This window comes from Erythrobacter sp. THAF29 (assembly GCF_009363635.1).
Classification (GTDB): domain Bacteria; phylum Pseudomonadota; class Alphaproteobacteria; order Sphingomonadales; family Sphingomonadaceae; genus Erythrobacter.
Genome location: NZ_CP045392.1, coordinates 14,542 through 31,983, shown reverse-complemented (window position 1 = coordinate 31,983; position 17,442 = coordinate 14,542). Strand labels below are relative to the sequence as shown.

Genomic DNA, 17,442 nt, shown 5'->3' with positions numbered 1-17,442 from the left:
CGGTTACTTCTTCCTTGAGGCGAGCTTGCGTTCAATCGCGGTCCACAATTGTGCAAATGCGCGTGTACCCGGTGAACGCGGGGCGAAGGCGCCGACCGGCTCTCTTGTCACGGCGCATTGCTCAATCGCGCTAGCGAGCGGGACCACTGGCCATTTGGGATTCGCCTCGCGCGCTTCCTTGTGCAGATTACGACGCATATCCATCATCGACAGCACCGGCAGGATCGGCGGGTGAGATTTGCCGCTGCCCCGCACTTCCTCGGCCACCTGCTCGAACGCGCGTGTCGAAAGCGGCGAGGGCGGGAGCGGTACGATCACAAGATCGGCGGCGCGCATCACCTGCGCGCTCACCTCGTTGAGCACCGGCGGACAATCGAACACGATCCGGTCGTAGTCCTTCGACAGCGCCTGCGTGAGCCTGGCCAGCCGCTTTTTCTTTCCGATCCGCCCCAGTTGCCGCCCAAGCGTGCGAATGGTCTCGTCGGCGGGCAGCAGGTCGAGATTCGGGAATCCCGTCTCCTGGATCAGCTTTTTGGGAGCGCGATCCGCTGCAAAGACCGATTCTGCCGAGCGCTTCTTTTTCGGATCGACACCGAGGAGAAACCCAGACCCGTTCGATGCATCCAGATCCCACAGCAGCGTTTCGCGGCGGGAGATGGTGGCCGCGCACCACGCAAGGTTCACGGCAAAAGTGGTTTTGCCGACGCCTCCCTTGACGCTGTAGATCGCAATCGTTGCCATTGGCTTTTGTACTTGTCCCCGTACCCTATCGCGTCTCGCGAGTATGACCGCCGCGCGACACACAGCATGTATGCATGCGCTCACCGTCCAGGCAAGAACACGCAGCCACCGTCAGATTCGCGTCATGTTCAGACAAATCTGGCGCCGGCAAACGAAAAAGGCCGCCTGTGAGGCGGCCCTTCTCAGATCGGGACAATTTGCCCCGCAGTGATCGATCCGGATCAGCCGTCGTAATCGGCGCCGATCGAGGTCGAGCGGGTCGGCGCGCTCGCGGTGATGCGCAGCGCTTCTGCCGACTGGCTGAGCGAACCGATTTCGTCGGCATCGTCTTCGTCGTCGGGCAGGATTTTCTGCAGTCCGGTAATAAGCGATTCTTGGAGATCTTTCGGCCTGACCGTCTGCTCGGCGATTTCACGCAGGGCAACGACCGGGTTTTTGTCGCGGTCGCGATCGAGCGTCAACTCGGCACCGCCCGAAATTTCTCGCGCACGCTGTGCAGCGAGCAAAACGAGGTCGAAACGATTTGGAACCTTATCGACGCAATCTTCAACGGTAACGCGTGCCATCTGCCGGGCCTTTACAAGAACGGGTTGTCTGAAAGAGCCTCGCAAGTAGGGTCGAGGCGTGCGAGAGTCAAGAATTCTGCAACCGACACGCCCTTTGAGCGTTGAGGTGACGTGGCCGAAGACCTGACCCCTGATCCCGACCGCTCACCAACGAGCAATTACCAGGATGCGGACAGCTTTCAGATTGAGGCGAAAGAGCACGTCTTCACGTTCTATCCGCGCGGGTCCGACCGGTTTGCAGCGCTGCTCGATCATATCGAAAAGGCGCAAGATACATTGCGCGTCTTCTATTACATGTTTCAGCACGACGAGGCCGGTAAAACGGTACGCGATGCGCTGGTCGCAGCGGTCAAGCGCGGGGTGGATGTCCACCTGATCATCGATGCATTCGGTAGCGACGCGCCGGACCATTTTTTCGATCCGATCGTCGAGGCCGGAGGCAGGTTCGACGTTTTCTCCGCCCGCTGGTCGGTGCGATACCTCGTTCGCAACCACCAGAAATTCGTCATCGCCGACGGCGCGCGGGTGATGACGGGCGGAGCCAACATCTCCGATCACTACTACAAGCCGCCGGAGGAAAACGGCTGGTGCGACCTTGGCGTCGCGATCGAGGGGGCCGTTGCCAAACAGTTCTGCGACTGGTTCGCGCTTTTGCGCGAATGGACAGAGAGCGACGGTTCGCAATTCCGCCGTATCCGCAACATGGTGAAGGAATGGGATCCGGGTGATGACGAACCGGTGCAACTCCTGCTTGGCGGACCGCTGGTTCGCGAGGGGCACTGGGCCTATCGCTTCAAGAAGGACATGGTGAAGGGCCAAAGGCTCGATCTCGTCACCGCCTATTTCGCGCCTCCAGGCAGCTTTCGGCGGATCATGGCGCGGCTCGCTGCGCGCGGAAGGGCGCGGCTGATCACCGCAGGCGTCAGCGATATCGAGGCTACGATCGACGTGGCGCGACTCTACTACAAGCGGCTGTTAAAGGCGGGAGCGAAGATTCGCGAGTTCCAGCCATGCAAGCTGCACATGAAGTTGCTGGTGGTCGACGACAAGAGCTATTTTGGCAGCGCCAATCTCGATCGCCGTTCCATCCGTATCAATGTCGAACTGATGGTTCGGGTGCGCGATGAAACGCTGGCCGAACGGCTTCGTGAATTTATCGACCATCTTGAACGGGCGAGCGTCCATATCGACGATGAATGGTATCGCCGCCATTCCAGTTTTTTCACGCGGCTACGCTGGCGCTTCTTCCACTTCGTGAACCTCGCCGATTACACGATTGCGCGCACCGCAGCCGACTGAGCGCCGGGCAGCGGCCGGATGTCAGCCTTCGCCCCACTCCGAATAGTCGCGTTTGTTGGGCGATGTAAACTTGGTGATCTCGCTCTGGAAGTGCAGCGGCACATTGCCCGTAGAGCCGTGGCGCTGTTTCGCGACAATCAGTGTCGCCTTGTTCTTGAGCTCGAGATAGCGCTCTTCCCACGACCGGTATTTCTCCACCACGTCCGCGCTGCTCGTTTCGGTCGGCATGTCGGGCCGGATCGCCTCGTGATAATAGTCTGCGCGATAGATGAACCAGACCATGTCGGCGTCCTGCTCGATCGAGCCGGATTCACGAAGGTCCGAGAGCATCGGGCGTTTGTCGTCGCGCTGTTCTACCGCGCGGCTCAGCTGCGAAAGCGCGATGACCGGAACGCTCAGTTCCTTGGCCAGCGTCTTCAGTCCTCGACTGATCTCCGAAATCTCGTTCACGCGGTTGTCGTTCGCGCGGCCCGAGCCCTGCAAAAGCTGGAGGTAGTCGACCACGATCAGGCCGATATCGTGCCGCCGCTTCAGCCGCCGCGCGCGAGTGCGGAGCCCGCCGATAGTGAGCGCCGGGGTGTCATCGATATAGAGCGGCAGCTCGGCAAGGCGCTGACTGGCGAATGACAGCCGCTGGAAATCGTCGCGGCTCATCTTGCCGGTCCTGAGCGTCTCCGACGGGATTTCCGCTTGCTCGGCGAGGATGCGTGTGGCGAGCTGGTCTGCGCTCATCTCGAGGCTGAAAAATGCGGTGGGCGCGCCGTAATTGAACTCACCGCCATCGCGCTGCCACTCCAGATGCGCTTCGGCGCAGTTGAACGCGATGTTCATGGCGAGCGAGGTCTTGCCCATACCCGGACGCCCGGCGAGAATCACAAGGTCGGAATTGTGCAGACCGGCGGTTTTCTGATCGATGACGTCGATACCGGACGTCTTGCCGGAAAGGCCTCCGCCGGAATTCATGGCCGCTTCCGCCATCTTGATCGCGGCCAGCGCGGCATCGCGGAAGCTCGATGCTTCGTTGCCCGTCGCCGCGCCCTCGGCGACCTTGAACAGGTCGGCTTCTGCCTGGCTGATCCGGTCCATGGGATCGGTTTCTTCCGAGGTATCCAGCGCGCCTTCGACCAATCCGCGACCGACGCTCACCAGTTCGCGTAGCAACGCGAGATCGTAAATCTGTTGCGCGAGTTCACGCGGGGCGAGCAGGCCGGCACCATTGGCAGTGAGCTGCGCGAGATACTTCGTGCCGCCCAGCTCCTTCAGCGCCTCGTCCGCTTCGAAGTAAGGGCGCAAGGTAACCGGCGATGCGGTCGCATTGCGCTCGATCAGCGTAAGGATGCGCCCGTAAATCCGCTCGTGCAGCGGTTCGAAGAAATGGTCGGGCCGGATCGGCGTCTGCAATTCCTCGATCACGCGGTTGTCAATCAGGACCGCGCCGAGAAACGCGGCCTCGGCCTCAAGGTTCGAGGGTAGCTTGCGCCCGCTATCATTCGCGTCCCCGTTTTCGGGGAACAGTTTTTCCGGTTCGGCCATGTGGCTCCTGATCTATTTTTGAAAGGCAACTTTCAAGCCGAAAACCGTCCAAAATATTTTCGTCGAATCACCTTGCGCTGTGGATACCGGGGATTGCCACGGGCGCTCTGAGTCGAAGTGCTTGAAGTGTGGCAGTGCAATCTGCGAAGGCATATCCCATGGCCGGCTCGCCTTCCGATTCCGCGAACACGCATCGCATCGCCCACATCGCTCTTGATGAAGAGACGATCCTGTGGCGCAATGCCGATGTCGAACAGGAACGGCGCGTCGCGATTTACGATCTGATCGAGGAAAACACCTTCAGGCCGTGCCGCTCCGCAGAGCGCGGGGCAAAGGGGCCGTATCGCCTGCAACTGGGCGTTCGCGACGGGCGGCTTGCGATGAAGATCAGCGACGAGGACGACAACGAGCTGGAGACTCTTCTCATCGGCCTTGCCCGTTTCCGTCGCCCGATCCGCGAATATTTCGCGATCTGCGACAGCTATTACCAGGCAATCCGGAAAGCGACACCGGCGGAAATCGAGACGATCGACATGGCCCGGCGCGGCATTCACAACAACGCTGCCGAACTGCTGTTGGAACGGCTCGACGGGAAGGTCGAAACCGACTTTCCCACCGCGCGGCGGCTTTTCACGCTGATCTGCGTGCTCCACATCAAGGGCTGACTGGCGTGGCGCGTTCGAAGAGCAAGGGCCGTTCGCGGCGCAAGGGGAGTGCGGGCCGCCGGTGGCTGTTCCGGCTCCTCGCGCTTATGGTGCTGGTTGGATTGGTGTTCGCAAGCTGGTTTTGGTGGGACATGCGCGAGTGGCGCCCCGATGAGGCGCGCTATCCCGAACAGGGCGCGGTGATTGCGAGCGGCGCCACCGGCACGCGGTTCGAGACGATCAGGGCGCTGGGCGGGGAATTCGTCTATCTCGAACTCGCACCGGTCGGCGGTGCCCCCGATCCGGGTTTCGCTGCACGGCTCGCAGCGGCGAAGGCAGCGGGGCTCAAGGTCGGGGTGGTGTTTCCTTTCGACCCGTGCCTGACCGCCGATCCCCAAAGCGCACGGTTCACCCGCATGGTCCCGCGCAGCACCGACCAGTTGCCGCCTGCAATTGCGCTGGATCGAGTGGCGGATGATTGTGATCCGGCAGTGAGCGATGCGGCGGTCGAGAGCGAGCTGCTCACGCTGGTCAACCAGATCGAGATGCATGCGGGCAAGCCAGTCATCCTGAAGCTTGGCAGCGAATTTCAGGATCGGCACGGAACCGCACGCAGCATGGCGCGCGAGCTGTGGTTGATGCGCGACCGGGCGCGACCGGACTATGCCGGGCGACCCTGGCTGCTATGGAGCGCAAACAGCCAGCTTGTGACCGAAGCGTCGGAGGAGCCGATCGAATGGGTGGTGGTGCAGAGATGACCAATGAAGACCTGATCGCGGCCGCGCGCGAAGCGGCACGGCATTCGTGGTCGCCTTACTCGGACTATGCTGTCGGCGCGGCGCTCCTGTTCGATGACGGTGCGGTCGTGACCGGCACGAATATCGAGAATGCGAGCTATGGCCTCGCGCTCTGCGCCGAGACCGTAGCGGTGGCCAAAGCCATGGCCGAAGGGCGGCGCGGCGGCCTGGTGAGCGTCGCGGTGGTGGGCCCCGAAGACAAGGGTGACGGTGCGCCGATCACACCTTGCGGGAGATGCCGCCAGGTCTTGAACGAGATCGCGCAGCTGGGGGCCACAGATCCGGAAATCCTGTGCGTGGGCGGGGACGAGGTACGGACGGTGCAGTTATCGGCGTTGCTCCCGCACGCTTTTGGCCCAGCGCATCTCGACTGAGACTGCGGTCTCACACTTACTTCACGACAAAAGAAAACGGGTCGGAAGCGTAAAGCTTCCGACCCGCGCTCTTGTTCGGTAATCGGCTAGATCAGAACTTCGCGCCGAGCGTGAACACGGCCTGATGGCGGTTGCCGTTGACCTCTTCAGCGATAACGTCGCTCACATTGTAGGTCGAATAGCGGTATTCGAAACGGCCGAAGAACCCGCCGAAGTTATGCTCGAAACCGCCGCCGACGCGCACGCCTTCGAGATTGTCGGGAAGGTCGATGTCGACATTGGTGTATCCGGCCTTGAGATAGATGATGTCGTTGTCATCCATTTCGTAGCCCAGGCGGACACCGCCGTAGATGTCAACGCCGGCGTCGCCGACATTGTCGCTGATCGAGGTGTCGGAGACTTCAGCCTCGACGCCAAGGATCGCCTTGCCGGTGTCAACATCGTAGCCTGCGGTAAGACCGTAGACGACGCCGTTGTCGTCGGCGTCGGTATTGCCGACTTCGAGATTTATCACGTCGTAGCCACCGGTCACACCGACGAAGACGCCCCCATTGTCGGCATCGCCTGCGTCTTGAGCGAAAGCGGGGGTGGCAAATGTCGCAGCAGCGGCTGCCGCGAGGAGAGTAACTTTGTGCATTTGGAACTCCATTACGTTGTAACGCGCGCTAGATATGTGAGAAGCCTCGTCTGAAAAGAGGGGGCAGCTCGATTCAATACGCAAACGCTTAAATTGTTGCACTGCGGCAACAATTCATGTCGCTGTGGTACAATTTCTACCTGATCAGCTCAGTCGGCAGGCCACTATTCAGTCTCCAGCCATTCGAGCAATGCGGCGAGGCAATCGCGCGCAAGCAACTTGCAGCGCTCGGGTGACCAGCCCTGCTCGGGTTCCGGGCTATCGGCGAGGTCCTTGTACGGCATCTCCAGCGTCATGGCGCAGGCGCTGTAGCGTTCGGCAACGAGATTTGTGCTGATGCCGAGATTTGCCTTGCCGGCCGGCGCTTTGGGATAGCCGAGCTTGGTCTGGAAATCGGGTGTGCGGCGATCAAGGATGCGCTGATAGCGATAGAAGCGTTCGCCATGCTCGTCGGTCCAGCTTGGGATCCCCTCGTATCCGGCGAGGAACACCGCCGGGATTGCCTCGTCTCCGTGGACGTCCATCGCGTAATCGACGCCGGTTTCGTCCATCCGGTTGCGGATCGCGAGCACTTCGGGCGATTTTTCCGCGCTGGGGTTCTGCCATTCGCGGTTCAGGTTGGTGCCGACCGCATTTGTGCGCAGGTGCCCGCGGCGCGACCCGTCGGGGTTGCAATTGGGAACGATATGGAGGCGGCAGCGCTGGCGCAGCGCGCGCGCGACCGGATCGGTCGGATCGGTGAGGCATTCGAGCGCGCCTTCCATCCACCATTCGGCCTGTGTTTCGCCGGGATGCTGGCGGGCATAGAGCCACACCTGGGTGTCGCCCTCGCCCATTTCGAGCATGTCGAGCGGCTGCCCGTCGAGCGTCGAGGCAAGGCGGGTGAGTTCCACGCCCTCGCAGGCCGCAGCCTCGGCAACGAGATCGTGATGGCGCTCCATCGAATAGGGCGCGAAATAGGCGAAATAGGCGATGTTCGACGCGGGAGTGTAGCGGATCGTTAGCGTCCCGCCGTCCTCGCTTTCGTCGAAAGTGCTGGCCGCGCGCGCCCAGTATTCGCGGTCTTCCGAAACGCAGGCGTCGTATCCCGGCCAACCGCCCGGATAGGCGCTGTCATTGAGTCCGGTGATCTTGAGCTCGATCTCTTTGCCGGCATTACCGGTCACGCGGAAATGGAACCATTGCTTGAATTCCGACTGGTAATCCTTGCGGATCGCCAGCTTCGCCGTGTTGCCGTCGATGGAGAGAACGTCGATATTGCCGCTGTCGAAAGCGCAATCGATGGAGAGTGCAGTCATGGGGTCCTTTCAAGTTCCCGGACCGTTACTTGCACCGTCTCGCCATTGCCACCCGGAAAATCCCGAAACAGCGCGGCAGCAAGCGTATCGGCGCTCTTCTCCACATCGGAATAGGGCGACTTGATGCTGGTAGGCAGCTGCGCGCGACCTTCCCACAGGCTTTCGCCGGAGGGGTCTGATATTCGCACCGAAAGCTCGGTAACTATAGCCGGGCCGCGCTCCCCGCCGCCGAGATTGATACCGATACCAAGCCCGACACCGCTTCCATATGTGCCGGTGCTCGCACCCGCGCCAACGCTGACCGGGCTGCGCCTACCGCGCCCCGCGCCCTCGATCGGGTCGCGACTCGTGCGCACGGCGGCGACCTGCACGTTCTCGCCCTCGGCCATAACCAGCGTGTATCCCAATGCGCCAAGCTCGCGCGCGACCGCATCGGCAAAGGCGTTCTTCACGCGTTCGTTCTCAATTTCGTCGGGGAAGGTGATAGTGATCTCGCCCTTCGCCAGCGGAGCGGGGTCTTCAGCGACGAAGGTCGTCACTTCGACAGGGCCAGTATAGGTCCCTGCGCAGGCCGACAGGCCGAGCGCTCCTGCGAGGATAAGCGGGAGGGCGATGGGTTTCGGGCGACCGTTCATGACTGTTCCTTTCCTGCTGCGAGGATAGCGTAGCAGATTGCCGATGGTCTTCGCCTTAACACGTGTTCCCTTGCAGGAAAGTTCTGATATGGCGCAACGCCATGTCAGAGATTGCGCCTCAATCAGCCAAGCCCTGCGTGCTGGTCACAGGCGGAGCAGGATATATTGGCAGCCATGCGGTGCTGGCATTGAAGGATTCGGGCTGGCCGGTTGCGGTCATCGACAATCTTTCAACGGGTTTTCGCTTTGCTGTGCCAGACGACGTCCCGCTTTACGAAGGCGATATCGAGGACGGAGCGCTGCTGGCGCGGATTTTCGACGAACAGGGTGTCGGAGCGATCATGCATTTCGCAGGCTCGATCGTCGTGCCCGAAAGCGTCGAGAACCCGCTCAAATACTATCACAACAACACGGTGAAGAGCCGCGCGCTGATCGAGGCGGCAGTGAAAGCGGGCGTGCCGCATTTCATCTTCTCATCCACCGCCGCGACTTACGGAATGCCCGAGGTCTCACCGGTTACGGAGGAGACTCCGCGCGAACCGATCAACCCCTATGGCTGGTCGAAGCTGATGACCGAGCAGATGCTCGAAGACACGGCGAGGGCGCACCCGATGAATTACTGCGCGCTCAGATATTTCAATGTCGCGGGCGCGGACCCAAAGGCGCGGTCGGGCCAGTCGACCGCCGGTGCGACCCACCTAATTAAAGTCGCGGTCGAGGCTGCGCTGGGCAAACGCGATCATATCAGCGTCTATGGCACCGATTACGATACGCCCGACGGGACAGGGGTGCGCGATTACATCCATGTGAGCGACCTTGCAGCAGCACACGTTCTTGCGCTGGAGGTGCTGATCGAGCAGCCGCGCCAATCGCTCACGATGAATTGCGGCTACGGGCGTGGATTCTCGGTGCTCGAAGTGCTCGACGCGGTCGACCGCGTTACCAATATGACGATCGAGCGCAGGGTCGAGGGGCGGCGAGCGGGCGATCCTCCCTCGCTGATCTCCGACCCTTCGCGCATACGCAAGACGTTGCCGTGGCAGCCGAAACACGCCGATCTCGATGAAATCATCGCCCACGCGCTGCAATGGGAGCGCAAACTCTCGGAAATCCGCGGAGAAGGTTGACGAATCAACTTCCGCCGTTTAGGCGCGCGCCTTGATTTTCCGGCATCGGAGACCATCTCCGGTGCCTGTTTTATTCTCGGGAAAGCACAATGAAGATCCGCAACAGCCTCAAGTCGCTGAAGAACCGCCACCGCGATTGCCGCGTTATTCGCCGCCGCGGTCGCACCTATGTCATCAACAAGACCAATCGCCGGTTCAAGGCTCGCCAGGGCTAAATCGATGAATTGGCCGGTTGCCTGCGTGGGTGACCGTGCAGACGCCGCGGCCCGCCTCCAGACCGGAGAGCGGGCCGCAGCCGTTTCTGATGGAGTATTATGTGAGCGTTGATGGCAAGGCAGTGGTGTTCGACGTGGGACGGGTGTTGTTCCATTGGGACTTGCGCCACCTTTTTGCAAAGCTCATCGAGGACGAAGCCGAGCTCGACTGGTTTCTGGCAAATGTCGTGACCGAGCAATGGCACTTCCAGCACGATGCCGGCAGGCCGCTCAGCGAGATGGTGCCCGAACGGATCGGCCAGTTTCCGCGCTACGAAAGCCATATTCGCGCTTATGCCGAACGCTTCAACGAGACGATTCCTGGCGCGGTCGACGGGACGCATGTGCTGGTCGAGCGGCTTCATGCGCGCGGCGTTCCGCTCTATTGCCTGACCAATTTCGGAGACGAGTTCTGGGATGCGTTTCGTCCCACCGAGCCGATCTTCGATCTTTTCGAAGACATAATAGTCTCGGGGACGGAGCGTGTCGCAAAGCCCGATCCGCGGATCTACGAGATCGTGGAGCAACGCAGCGGCCGCGCTGGAGATCTCCTGTTCTTCACCGACGACAATCCGGCCAATATCGAAGCCGCCAGGGTGCGTGGCTGGGACGCACACCTCTTTACCGACGCGGCTGCACTCCAAGCCCAGCTCGCCGCATCCGGCTACCTCTAACCCTATACAAAAATCCCCCGAAGCGCGTTGGGGGACGCGGCTCCGGGGGCTTTGGGTTCCGTCCGAAGTGGAGAGTGTATCGGACGGTTGTGAACGCGGGGGGATCGACCGCGTTTGGAGAGGGATCAGGCGCTCAGTTGCCGTTGCACTTCGCCAGGCGGTCTTCGGCGAGTTCCTTGCCCTTCGCCTTGAAGCTGGTGATTTCGCCGAACTCGCGGTGGAGACCGCGGCAGACCTTGATTGGGCGCGAGGTTCCTTTGCGGGCCGTGCAGGTGGTGCCTTCGCACGACCACGCGACGCCACCTGCAACAGCGCGGTTATCGTCAGCGGGCTGGGCGAGTGTTGCAGTATAATATGCGCCGCCCTGCGCTGCGGCAGGCGCCGGTGCGATGGCGGTGCCGAATGTCAGACCGGTATAGGCGAGAGCCATAACGAAAATCGAAAGACGGCTGGAGCGATTGAGGGAGAGGGTCATCGTCGTTTCCTTTCAAGAGGGCCGGTTGGGGCTTGAAACTTTTGTTGTTTGGCGCGAACCAGGTTTCGAATCAAAACCAGTTGCGAATCACTACCTATGCGATTAGGTTTCGAGTTGCAACTAAAAACTGAATTTGTTTTGAACAGGCCGTTCAGTGCCGATGCGCGCCGGATTTGCGATTGAAAAGAAACGCGCTAAATAGGTTGCAGGGAAAGGACTGATATGGGCGACATCAGAGAACCACTGCGCGAGCTGATCGAATGCGGCCTGCCGCAAGCGCTTGAGGTTATGGGCGAACGATGGTCGTTCATGATCCTGCGCGCGAGCTTCAACGGTCTCAAGCATTTCGAGGAATTCCTGAGCGAGCTCGGGATTGCGCGCAACATTCTCTCGAATCGCCTCGCAAAGCTGGTCGAGCACGGCATTCTCAAGCGCGAACCGTGCGCCGATGACCGCCGCAAGATCGAGTACCGGCTGACCGAAAAGGGCTTTGACCTGCTTCCCGCCATGATTGCACTCCGCCAGTGGGGGCAAAAGTATGGCGGGGAATTCGTAACCGAAGATCCGGTACTGGTCGACGAACGCGACCGTCTGCCGATCGGTCCGGTATCGATCCTCGCGCATGACGGGCGCATTCTCAATCATCAGGACCTTTGGATGGTGAAACGTTCCGACCTCGGCAAGCGTGCCGATGGCTCCGTCGCACAAGCGGGCGATCAGATCGGGCAGGGCGACGTGGTCGACCTCGACGCGGCCAAGCGAGCCAAGGCTGGCTGACGGAACTCCGGCCAAAACGCCAGACGGGCGCTACATAATCATACGCGGGCGGCTATGGCGGGCCGCCAATCCGCATCTTTCGGAAACTGAACGCGAGGCGCTCGTCCGTGACCTTATGGCTGCGCGCCGCGATGTCGGCATGGCCATACGCGCCGATGATGCCGCGGCGGAAAAGAAAGCGCGGGCCCGGGTCCATGCGGCCAAGCTTGCGCTAGGCGAGCGTGGCCCGGTGTGGTGGAACGATGGCGCACCCGACCAGAACCGCACATTCGTGCATAACTCGACCTATGCGGATTGGTGGGCGGCGCATGGTGGCGCTACTCCCTCTTGAGTGACCTCCACCAACCTCGCCCAAGATCTGCCCGACCAGACCTCGCCGCTGCTTGCGACCCTGCGCGAGACCTTCGGCTTTTCCGGCTTTCGCGGCAAACAGGAAACGGTGATCACTCGCGTCATGGCCGGCGAGCATGCCTGCGCGCTTATGCCGACGGGCGCGGGCAAGTCGCTGTGCTACCAGCTGCCCGCACTGGTTCGCGAAGGCACGGCTATCGTCGTCTCGCCGCTGATTGCGCTGATGCACGATCAGATACGCGCTGCGCAGGCGGTGGGCATTCGCGCCGCCTCGATGACCTCCGCCGATACCGACAACGCGGCGACCGCACGGGCGCTGCGCGACGGCGAGCTTGACCTTCTCTATGTAGCGCCGGAACGCGCCACAACGGGCGGTTTTCAGACGCTGCTGGAGAACGCGCGCATTTCGCTCTTTGCCATAGACGAGGCGCATTGCGTTTCCGAATGGGGGCACGATTTCCGTCCGGATTATCGCCAGCTTCGCCCGATGCTCGACCGGCATCCTCATGTGCCGCGCCTGGCTCTTACCGCGACGGCCGACGAGGTGACGCGGAAGGATATCCTCGTCCAGCTCGGTATTCCCGAAGATGGCCTGATTGTTGCCGGCTTCGACCGGCCCAACATCCGCTACGCCATCGACCCGCGCGCAAATGTAGGAAAGCAGATCGCCGAATTCCTCGCGCGCACACCAGGCGCCGGGATCGTCTACGCACAAAGCCGCAAGGCGACCGAGGACCTGGCGGCCAAGATTGCCGCGACAGGGCGCGAAGTGGGCTATTATCACGCCGGGCTGGACCCGGAAGAACGCGCGCGGGTCCAGGCCGATTTCGTGCGGTCGGAAGACATGGTGATGGTTGCGACGATCGCCTTCGGCATGGGGATCGACAAGCCCGACGTGCGCTTCGTCATCCATGCCGGACTCCCGAAGTCGATCGAGGCCTATTACCAGGAAACCGGCCGCGCAGGGCGTGACGGCGATCCGGCGGAAGCGCGGCTGTTCTGGACCGCGAACGATTTCGCCAAGGCGAGGCAGTGGCTCGGCGACGTGGAACCCGATCGGCTTACCACCGAACGCGCGCGCCTCAATGCACTCGCCGCACTGGTCGAAGCGGCCGGGTGTCGCCGCGCGATCCTGCTGAAGCATTTCGGCGAGGACCCGGAGGCGACATGCGGCAATTGCGACAATTGCGAGAGCCCGCCGAAGGTGCTCGACGTGACCGAAACCGCGCGCAAGCTTCTATCCGCTGTCTATCGCACGGGGCAAAGCTTCGGCCTCGGCCATGTCGAGAAGGTCCTGCTCGGTCGCGATGATGACCGCGTGATCCAGCGCGGTCACGACAAGCTGTCGGTGTTCGGCATCCTCGGTGAAGAAGACGCGCCCTTGTTGAAACCGGTAATGCGCAGCCTGATGGCGCACGAAATGCTGGTGAGTACCGAGCATGGCGGACTTGCACTGGGCGAGATGGCGAGGCCGGTCCTGAAGGGCGAGCAGCCGGTATTGATCGCCGAGCCGCCCAAGAAAAAGCGTCGCTCCAGGTCGGGCGGCGAGGCCAATCCCGTCGGCAACCCCTTGTTCGATGCGCTGCGTGAAAAGCGCAAATCGCTCGCCGCCGAACGCTCGATCCCCGCTTACATAATTTTTCACGACAGCGTCTTGCGCGCCATTGCCGCCGAGCGTCCGACTTCGGTGGATGAGCTGTCTCGGATTCAGGGCGTCGGCGCGAAAAAGCTCGATACCTTTGGCGAGGATTTCTGCGCGGTTGTCCGCAAATTCACGAGCTAATCGACTGCTTCCAGCAGTTCGGCCGTTTGCTTGGTTGGCGGCAGAGCGTCATCGGGCTGGTAGCTCGTCTTAAGTTTTTTCGCGAGGTCGCGGGTGAGAAGCGCATTCAGCGCATTGCCGAGTGCAGGGTAGCGATGGCTCAATCTGCGCAAAACCCCGGCATCCCACTCGACGTAGCGCACACCCTTGGGCGCGACCGCCGTTGTGGTCGTCTTGCGATTGAGAACATAGGCAACCTCGCCCACGAAATTGCCTTCGGGTAACCGAAATTGCCGCCCATACTTCTCGACCGAGACGAGGCCGTCAAAGATATAGAAAAGCGCGTCCGATGGCTCATCCTCACGGATCAGCAGCGTTCCCTCAGGATTGTCGGCGCGGTGCCATTTCGCAATCTTGGCGATGCGACGGAACTGGCCGGGTGAAAGCGTCTCGAATGCGTCAAAGAGCGCCTTTTCATCGTCGGTCATGCGCAAAGTGGTGCGCTCAAGCAATATCTCGCCCAGCACCCAAATATTGACCACCACCATGAGCACGCTGGTCACGATCGCGTCCCATAATGGCGGCTCGGGTACGTAGTAGTAATAGGCGATGTAGATGAAGGTCGCGGCGATGATGAGAATGCGCAGGCGCAGCTCGTCGCGCACCGCATAGGCAATAAGCAGCAGCCCCGCGCCGATATGGATCAGCCATTTCGGATCGAATTCGAACATAGGACGGCCCCCTCAGGGCGGACTAGGTGCCCATGCCGACCATCTGCCTGTAACTGAGCGCTTCGGCAATATGCACTCGTCCGACTTGCTCCGCGCCTGCGAGATCGGCGATCGTTCGTGCGACCCGGAGCATCCTCGTGTAGCCGCGTGCAGACAGACGCATTTTCTCCGCCGCCTGCATCAACAGGTGCTTGCCAGCATCGTCGGGCGCGGCATGGGCCTCCAGCTTCTCGCCCTCAAGCAGGGAATTGGATCGTACGCCACGCGCCGATTGCAGTTGGCGCGCTCTCGAGACACGCGCGGCAACCTCTTCGCTGCCTTCTGCGGCCGGGGGAAGGCCGAGGTCCATCGCGCTCACCGCACCGACTTCGACATGGAGGTCGATCCGGTCGAGCAGCGGCCCCGAAAGTCGCGCCTGGTATTCGCTCGCGCAGCGCGGACCGCGCGCGCAGGTGTGACCCGGCTCGCCCGCGTGGCCGCAACGGCACGGGTTCATCGCCGCGATCAACTGGACCCGGGCTGGAAAGCTGACATGCGCGTTGGCGCGGGCGACATCGACCCGGCCCGTTTCAAGCGGCTGGCGCAGCGAATCGAGTACCGGGCGCTGAAATTCGGGCAGCTCGTCGAGGAACAGCACACCCAGATGCGCAAGGCTGACTTCGCCCGGGCGCACTTTCAGCCCGCCGCCGGTGAGCGCGGCCATGCTTGCCGAATGATGGGGCGCGCGAAACGGGCGCGAACGGCTGATCCGCCCCGCTTCGAGCGTGCCTGCAACCGATTGCACCATCGAAACCTCGAGCGCTTCGGACGGGGTCAGTTCGGGCAGGATGCCGGGAAGGCAGCTTGCGAGCAGGCTCTTGCCCGATCCCGGCGGCCCGACCATCAGCAGGTTGTGGCCTCCGGCCGCCGCGATTTCGAGCGCGCGCTTGGCGGTTTCCTGCCCCTTCACCTGACGCAGATTCGTGACCGGGGGCGGCTCGGCCACGTCGCCCCGCACAGGCTCGTCGAGCACTTGCGAACCCTTGAGGTGCCCGAGAAGCGAAGCCAGATCGCGCGGCGCGAGAACCGGGACGCCGCTCGCCCACCTGGCCTCCGATCCCTGCTCGGCGGGGCAGATGAGGCCAGCTTCCGCCTCGCTCGCATGGAGCGCCGCGATCAGCACGCCGGGGCTCGCGACGATGCGGCCGTCGAGCGACAATTCGCCCACCGCGATCCAGTCGCCGAGCTGTTCGGCATCGGTCACGCCCATCGCCGCCAGCAGAGCGAGCGCGATCGGCAGGTCGTAATGCGATCCGTCCTTGGGCAGGTCGGCGGGAGAAAGGTTGATCGTGATCCGCTTGGGCGGAAGCGCCAGGCCCATGGCGGATAGCGCCGCCTGCACCCGCTCGCGGCTTTCGCTCACCGCCTTGTCCGGCAATCCGACGATCGAGAAACGCGGCAGGCCCGATGCGACCTGGCACTGCACCTCCACCCGGCGCGCCTCCAGCCCGAGATAGGCGACCGTCCTTACCAATGCGACCATGCCGTTCGTCTGCCCCCTTCACGGCGAATTTTCTTCGTGTTTGTGACGAGTTAAGCGAAGTTTGTCGAGCGCCTAGGCACGGATACGAAAGGCTTTCGCAAGCATAAAATTTCGCAATTTATCAAGCGCCCGGAACCTATGCGGGCGAGCATGAAGCGAATTGCCGCCTTGCTTGTCCTGTTGCAGCTGATGCTGGTGCCGAGCGCGCTTGCCGCGCAGGATTATGCCGGCACGCGCACGCTCTCGGTGACGAGCTGGGTCGAGGAATGGGACCCGGTTGCAGAGCGCTGGGTGAGAGTGAAGGAGGAGCAGGAGAGCCGCGCTGCGCCTGCCTCTGTAACGACGATCACGACGCATATTATCAATGGCACGGTCGTTTCCGAAACTCGTGAGGAAGCCGCGAAGCCGCATCTGGCCGCGCGCTATGCGGTGCCCGCTCCCTTAAGCCCGCGCGCCGGTGCTGGCATCACCTACGGCCCATTCCGCGTGATCGACGCGAGGCGCGCCGCTTTGGTGGGTTCGACCGGGCGGCATTCACCAAAGGATTTCGACGCAATGCTGCGCGATCATCCGGGGATCGAAGTGCTCGAAATGATCGAGGCCCCCGGCACGCAGCACGACATCGCCAATCTCGAACTCGGCCGCCGCATTCGTGCCGCTGGCCTGCGCACACATGTACCCAACGGCGGTTCTGTCCGTTCGGGCGCGGTGGAACTGTTCCTTGCGGGCGCGACCCGCACGATGGAGCCGGGGGCGCAGTTTGCCGTTCATTCTTGGCTCGACAATTACGGGCGCGAGCCGGCTGATTTTGCTCCCGACGCGCCGGAGAACCGGCTCTATCTGGATTACTATGTCGAAATGGGGATGAGCGAGGACCGCGCGCGGGCCTTTTACGCGATGACCAACTCGGTGCCGCATGAAGGCGCGTTGTGGCTGCGCGCGGCCGACATGGCGCCGTGGATCGCGCCCGAAAAGGCACAGCCCGGGACGCGTTATGCGAGCCGCGAGGTCGCAGATGCGCCGCTGTCGATCCTGCGCGATGCTCCGGTTGCGCTTTCGATTCCAGTGCTGCCGTTTGCCGAGATCGAACGGCGCGACGCCACGGCGGCACGCCCGCTCATTGCCTATTCCAATCTCGGCCACTTTCCGCTCTAGGATGCAGCGCACAATGGCTTGACTCATGCGCGGCTTTCCCATATCCGCGCGCCCCTGACCCGGCTGCCTTTCGAAGCGGCGGCCGTTTTT

The 17,442-nt window shown here is 62.0% G+C and carries 20 protein-coding genes; 11 read left to right on the top strand and 9 right to left on the bottom strand.

Annotated elements, in window-relative coordinates; translation table 11 throughout:
- Positions 1-3: 3 nt before the first annotated feature.
- Together FIU90_RS00195 and rpoZ are read right to left on the bottom strand one after the other, a co-directional pair.
- On the bottom strand, positions 4-741 hold the full coding sequence (locus FIU90_RS00195; protein WP_152432938.1) for a ParA family protein: 738 nt from the start codon (positions 739-741) through the stop codon (positions 4-6).
- A 221-nt stretch (positions 742-962) separates the two neighbouring features.
- On the bottom strand, positions 963-1,307 hold the full coding sequence (gene rpoZ, locus FIU90_RS00190) for a DNA-directed RNA polymerase subunit omega (protein ID WP_152432937.1): 345 nt from the start codon (positions 1,305-1,307) through the stop codon (positions 963-965).
- Between the two features lie 111 nt (positions 1,308-1,418).
- Here rpoZ and FIU90_RS00185 point away from each other — a divergent pair, with 111 nt between their 5' ends.
- A complete protein-coding gene (locus FIU90_RS00185; protein ID WP_152432936.1) occupies positions 1,419-2,606 on the top strand; it encodes a phosphatidylserine/phosphatidylglycerophosphate/cardiolipin synthase family protein in 1,188 nt (395 codons plus the stop codon).
- A gap of 21 nt (positions 2,607-2,627) precedes the next feature.
- On the opposite strand, the gene FIU90_RS00180 is transcribed toward FIU90_RS00185, so the two are convergent.
- Positions 2,628-4,139 carry a replicative DNA helicase gene (locus FIU90_RS00180; protein ID WP_152432935.1) on the bottom strand — a complete coding sequence of 504 codons (1,512 nt, stop codon included), beginning with the start codon at positions 4,137-4,139 and terminating at the stop codon, positions 2,628-2,630.
- 158 nt (positions 4,140-4,297) lie between these two features.
- Here FIU90_RS00180 and FIU90_RS00175 point away from each other — a divergent pair, with 158 nt between their 5' ends.
- The 3 genes from FIU90_RS00175 to FIU90_RS00165 are packed head-to-tail and all read left to right on the top strand — an operon-like array spanning position 4,298 to position 5,954.
- Entirely contained in the window at positions 4,298-4,804 is a 507-nt protein-coding gene (locus FIU90_RS00175) for a UPF0262 family protein (RefSeq protein WP_152432934.1), read from the top strand.
- Positions 4,805-4,809: 5 nt separating this feature from the next.
- A complete protein-coding gene (locus tag FIU90_RS00170; RefSeq protein ID WP_152432933.1) occupies positions 4,810-5,541 on the top strand; it encodes a glycoside hydrolase family 25 protein in 732 nt (243 codons plus the stop codon).
- On the top strand, positions 5,538-5,954 hold the full coding sequence (locus tag FIU90_RS00165; RefSeq protein WP_152435597.1) for a cytidine deaminase: 417 nt from the start codon (positions 5,538-5,540) through the stop codon (positions 5,952-5,954). The genes FIU90_RS00170 and FIU90_RS00165 overlap by 4 nt, the downstream gene beginning before the upstream one ends.
- Positions 5,955-6,045: 91 nt before the next feature.
- Here the strand turns inward: FIU90_RS00165 and FIU90_RS00160 are convergent, their stop codons facing one another.
- The 3 genes from FIU90_RS00160 to FIU90_RS00150 all read right to left on the bottom strand — a co-directional run bounded on the left by FIU90_RS00160 (position 6,046) and on the right by FIU90_RS00150 (position 8,524).
- Entirely contained in the window at positions 6,046-6,591 is a 546-nt protein-coding gene (locus FIU90_RS00160) for an outer membrane protein (RefSeq protein ID WP_152432932.1), read from the bottom strand.
- A 164-nt stretch (positions 6,592-6,755) separates the two neighbouring features.
- Positions 6,756-7,889: a M14-type cytosolic carboxypeptidase gene (locus tag FIU90_RS00155; RefSeq protein ID WP_152432931.1), complete on the bottom strand. Its 1,134-nt coding sequence runs from the start codon at positions 7,887-7,889 to the stop codon at positions 6,756-6,758.
- Positions 7,886-8,524 carry a hypothetical protein gene (locus FIU90_RS00150; protein WP_152432930.1) on the bottom strand — a complete coding sequence of 213 codons (639 nt, stop codon included), beginning with the start codon at positions 8,522-8,524 and terminating at the stop codon, positions 7,886-7,888. The genes FIU90_RS00155 and FIU90_RS00150 overlap by 4 nt, the downstream gene beginning before the upstream one ends.
- 101 nt (positions 8,525-8,625) lie before the next feature.
- On the opposite strand from FIU90_RS00150, the gene galE reads away from it, so the two are divergent.
- From galE to FIU90_RS00135, 3 genes are all read left to right on the top strand, one after another.
- On the top strand, positions 8,626-9,651 hold the full coding sequence (galE, locus tag FIU90_RS00145) for a UDP-glucose 4-epimerase GalE (RefSeq protein WP_152432929.1): 1,026 nt from the start codon (positions 8,626-8,628) through the stop codon (positions 9,649-9,651).
- Positions 9,652-9,740: 89 nt separating this feature from the next.
- Positions 9,741-9,866: a type B 50S ribosomal protein L36 gene (gene ykgO / locus FIU90_RS00140; protein ID WP_007165381.1), complete on the top strand. Its 126-nt coding sequence runs from the start codon at positions 9,741-9,743 to the stop codon at positions 9,864-9,866.
- A gap of 101 nt (positions 9,867-9,967) precedes the next feature.
- On the top strand, positions 9,968-10,579 hold the full coding sequence (locus FIU90_RS00135; protein ID WP_152432928.1) for an HAD family phosphatase: 612 nt from the start codon (positions 9,968-9,970) through the stop codon (positions 10,577-10,579).
- Positions 10,580-10,712: 133 nt separating this feature from the next.
- Here the strand turns inward: FIU90_RS00135 and FIU90_RS00130 are convergent, their stop codons facing one another.
- Positions 10,713-11,054 (bottom strand): hypothetical protein, encoded by a 342-nt coding sequence (locus FIU90_RS00130; protein WP_152432927.1) that lies wholly within the window; start codon positions 11,052-11,054, stop codon positions 10,713-10,715.
- 222 nt (positions 11,055-11,276) lie between these two features.
- On the opposite strand from FIU90_RS00130, the gene FIU90_RS00125 reads away from it, so the two are divergent.
- The 3 genes from FIU90_RS00125 to recQ are packed head-to-tail and all read left to right on the top strand — an operon-like array spanning position 11,277 to position 13,965.
- Positions 11,277-11,831, top strand: a complete 555-nt coding sequence (locus FIU90_RS00125; RefSeq protein ID WP_152432926.1) for a helix-turn-helix domain-containing protein — start codon at positions 11,277-11,279, stop codon at positions 11,829-11,831.
- Positions 11,746-12,162, top strand: coding sequence for a hypothetical protein (locus FIU90_RS00120; RefSeq protein ID WP_370515088.1), 417 nt, complete (start codon positions 11,746-11,748; stop codon positions 12,160-12,162). Before FIU90_RS00125 ends, FIU90_RS00120 begins: the two co-directional genes overlap by 86 nt.
- Positions 12,163-13,965, top strand: coding sequence for a DNA helicase RecQ (recQ, locus tag FIU90_RS00115; RefSeq protein WP_234029565.1), 1,803 nt, complete (start codon positions 12,163-12,165; stop codon positions 13,963-13,965).
- Here the strand turns inward: recQ and FIU90_RS00110 are convergent.
- Both FIU90_RS00110 and FIU90_RS00105 read right to left on the bottom strand, forming a co-directional pair.
- Positions 13,962-14,675, bottom strand: a complete 714-nt coding sequence (locus tag FIU90_RS00110) for a Crp/Fnr family transcriptional regulator (protein WP_152432925.1) — start codon at positions 14,673-14,675, stop codon at positions 13,962-13,964. The two genes, recQ and FIU90_RS00110, sit on opposite strands and share 4 nt — an antisense overlap.
- A gap of 22 nt (positions 14,676-14,697) precedes the next feature.
- Positions 14,698-16,197 carry a YifB family Mg chelatase-like AAA ATPase gene (locus FIU90_RS00105; protein ID WP_152432924.1) on the bottom strand — a complete coding sequence of 500 codons (1,500 nt, stop codon included), beginning with the start codon at positions 16,195-16,197 and terminating at the stop codon, positions 14,698-14,700.
- Positions 16,198-16,347: 150 nt separating this feature from the next.
- Between FIU90_RS00105 and FIU90_RS00100 the strand changes: the two genes are divergently transcribed.
- The gene (locus FIU90_RS00100) at positions 16,348-17,352 is read left to right on the top strand and encodes an alpha/beta hydrolase (protein ID WP_152432923.1); all 1,005 of its coding nucleotides are present in this window, start codon (positions 16,348-16,350) and stop codon (positions 17,350-17,352) included.
- The last annotated feature ends 90 nt before the right edge of the window (positions 17,353-17,442 follow it).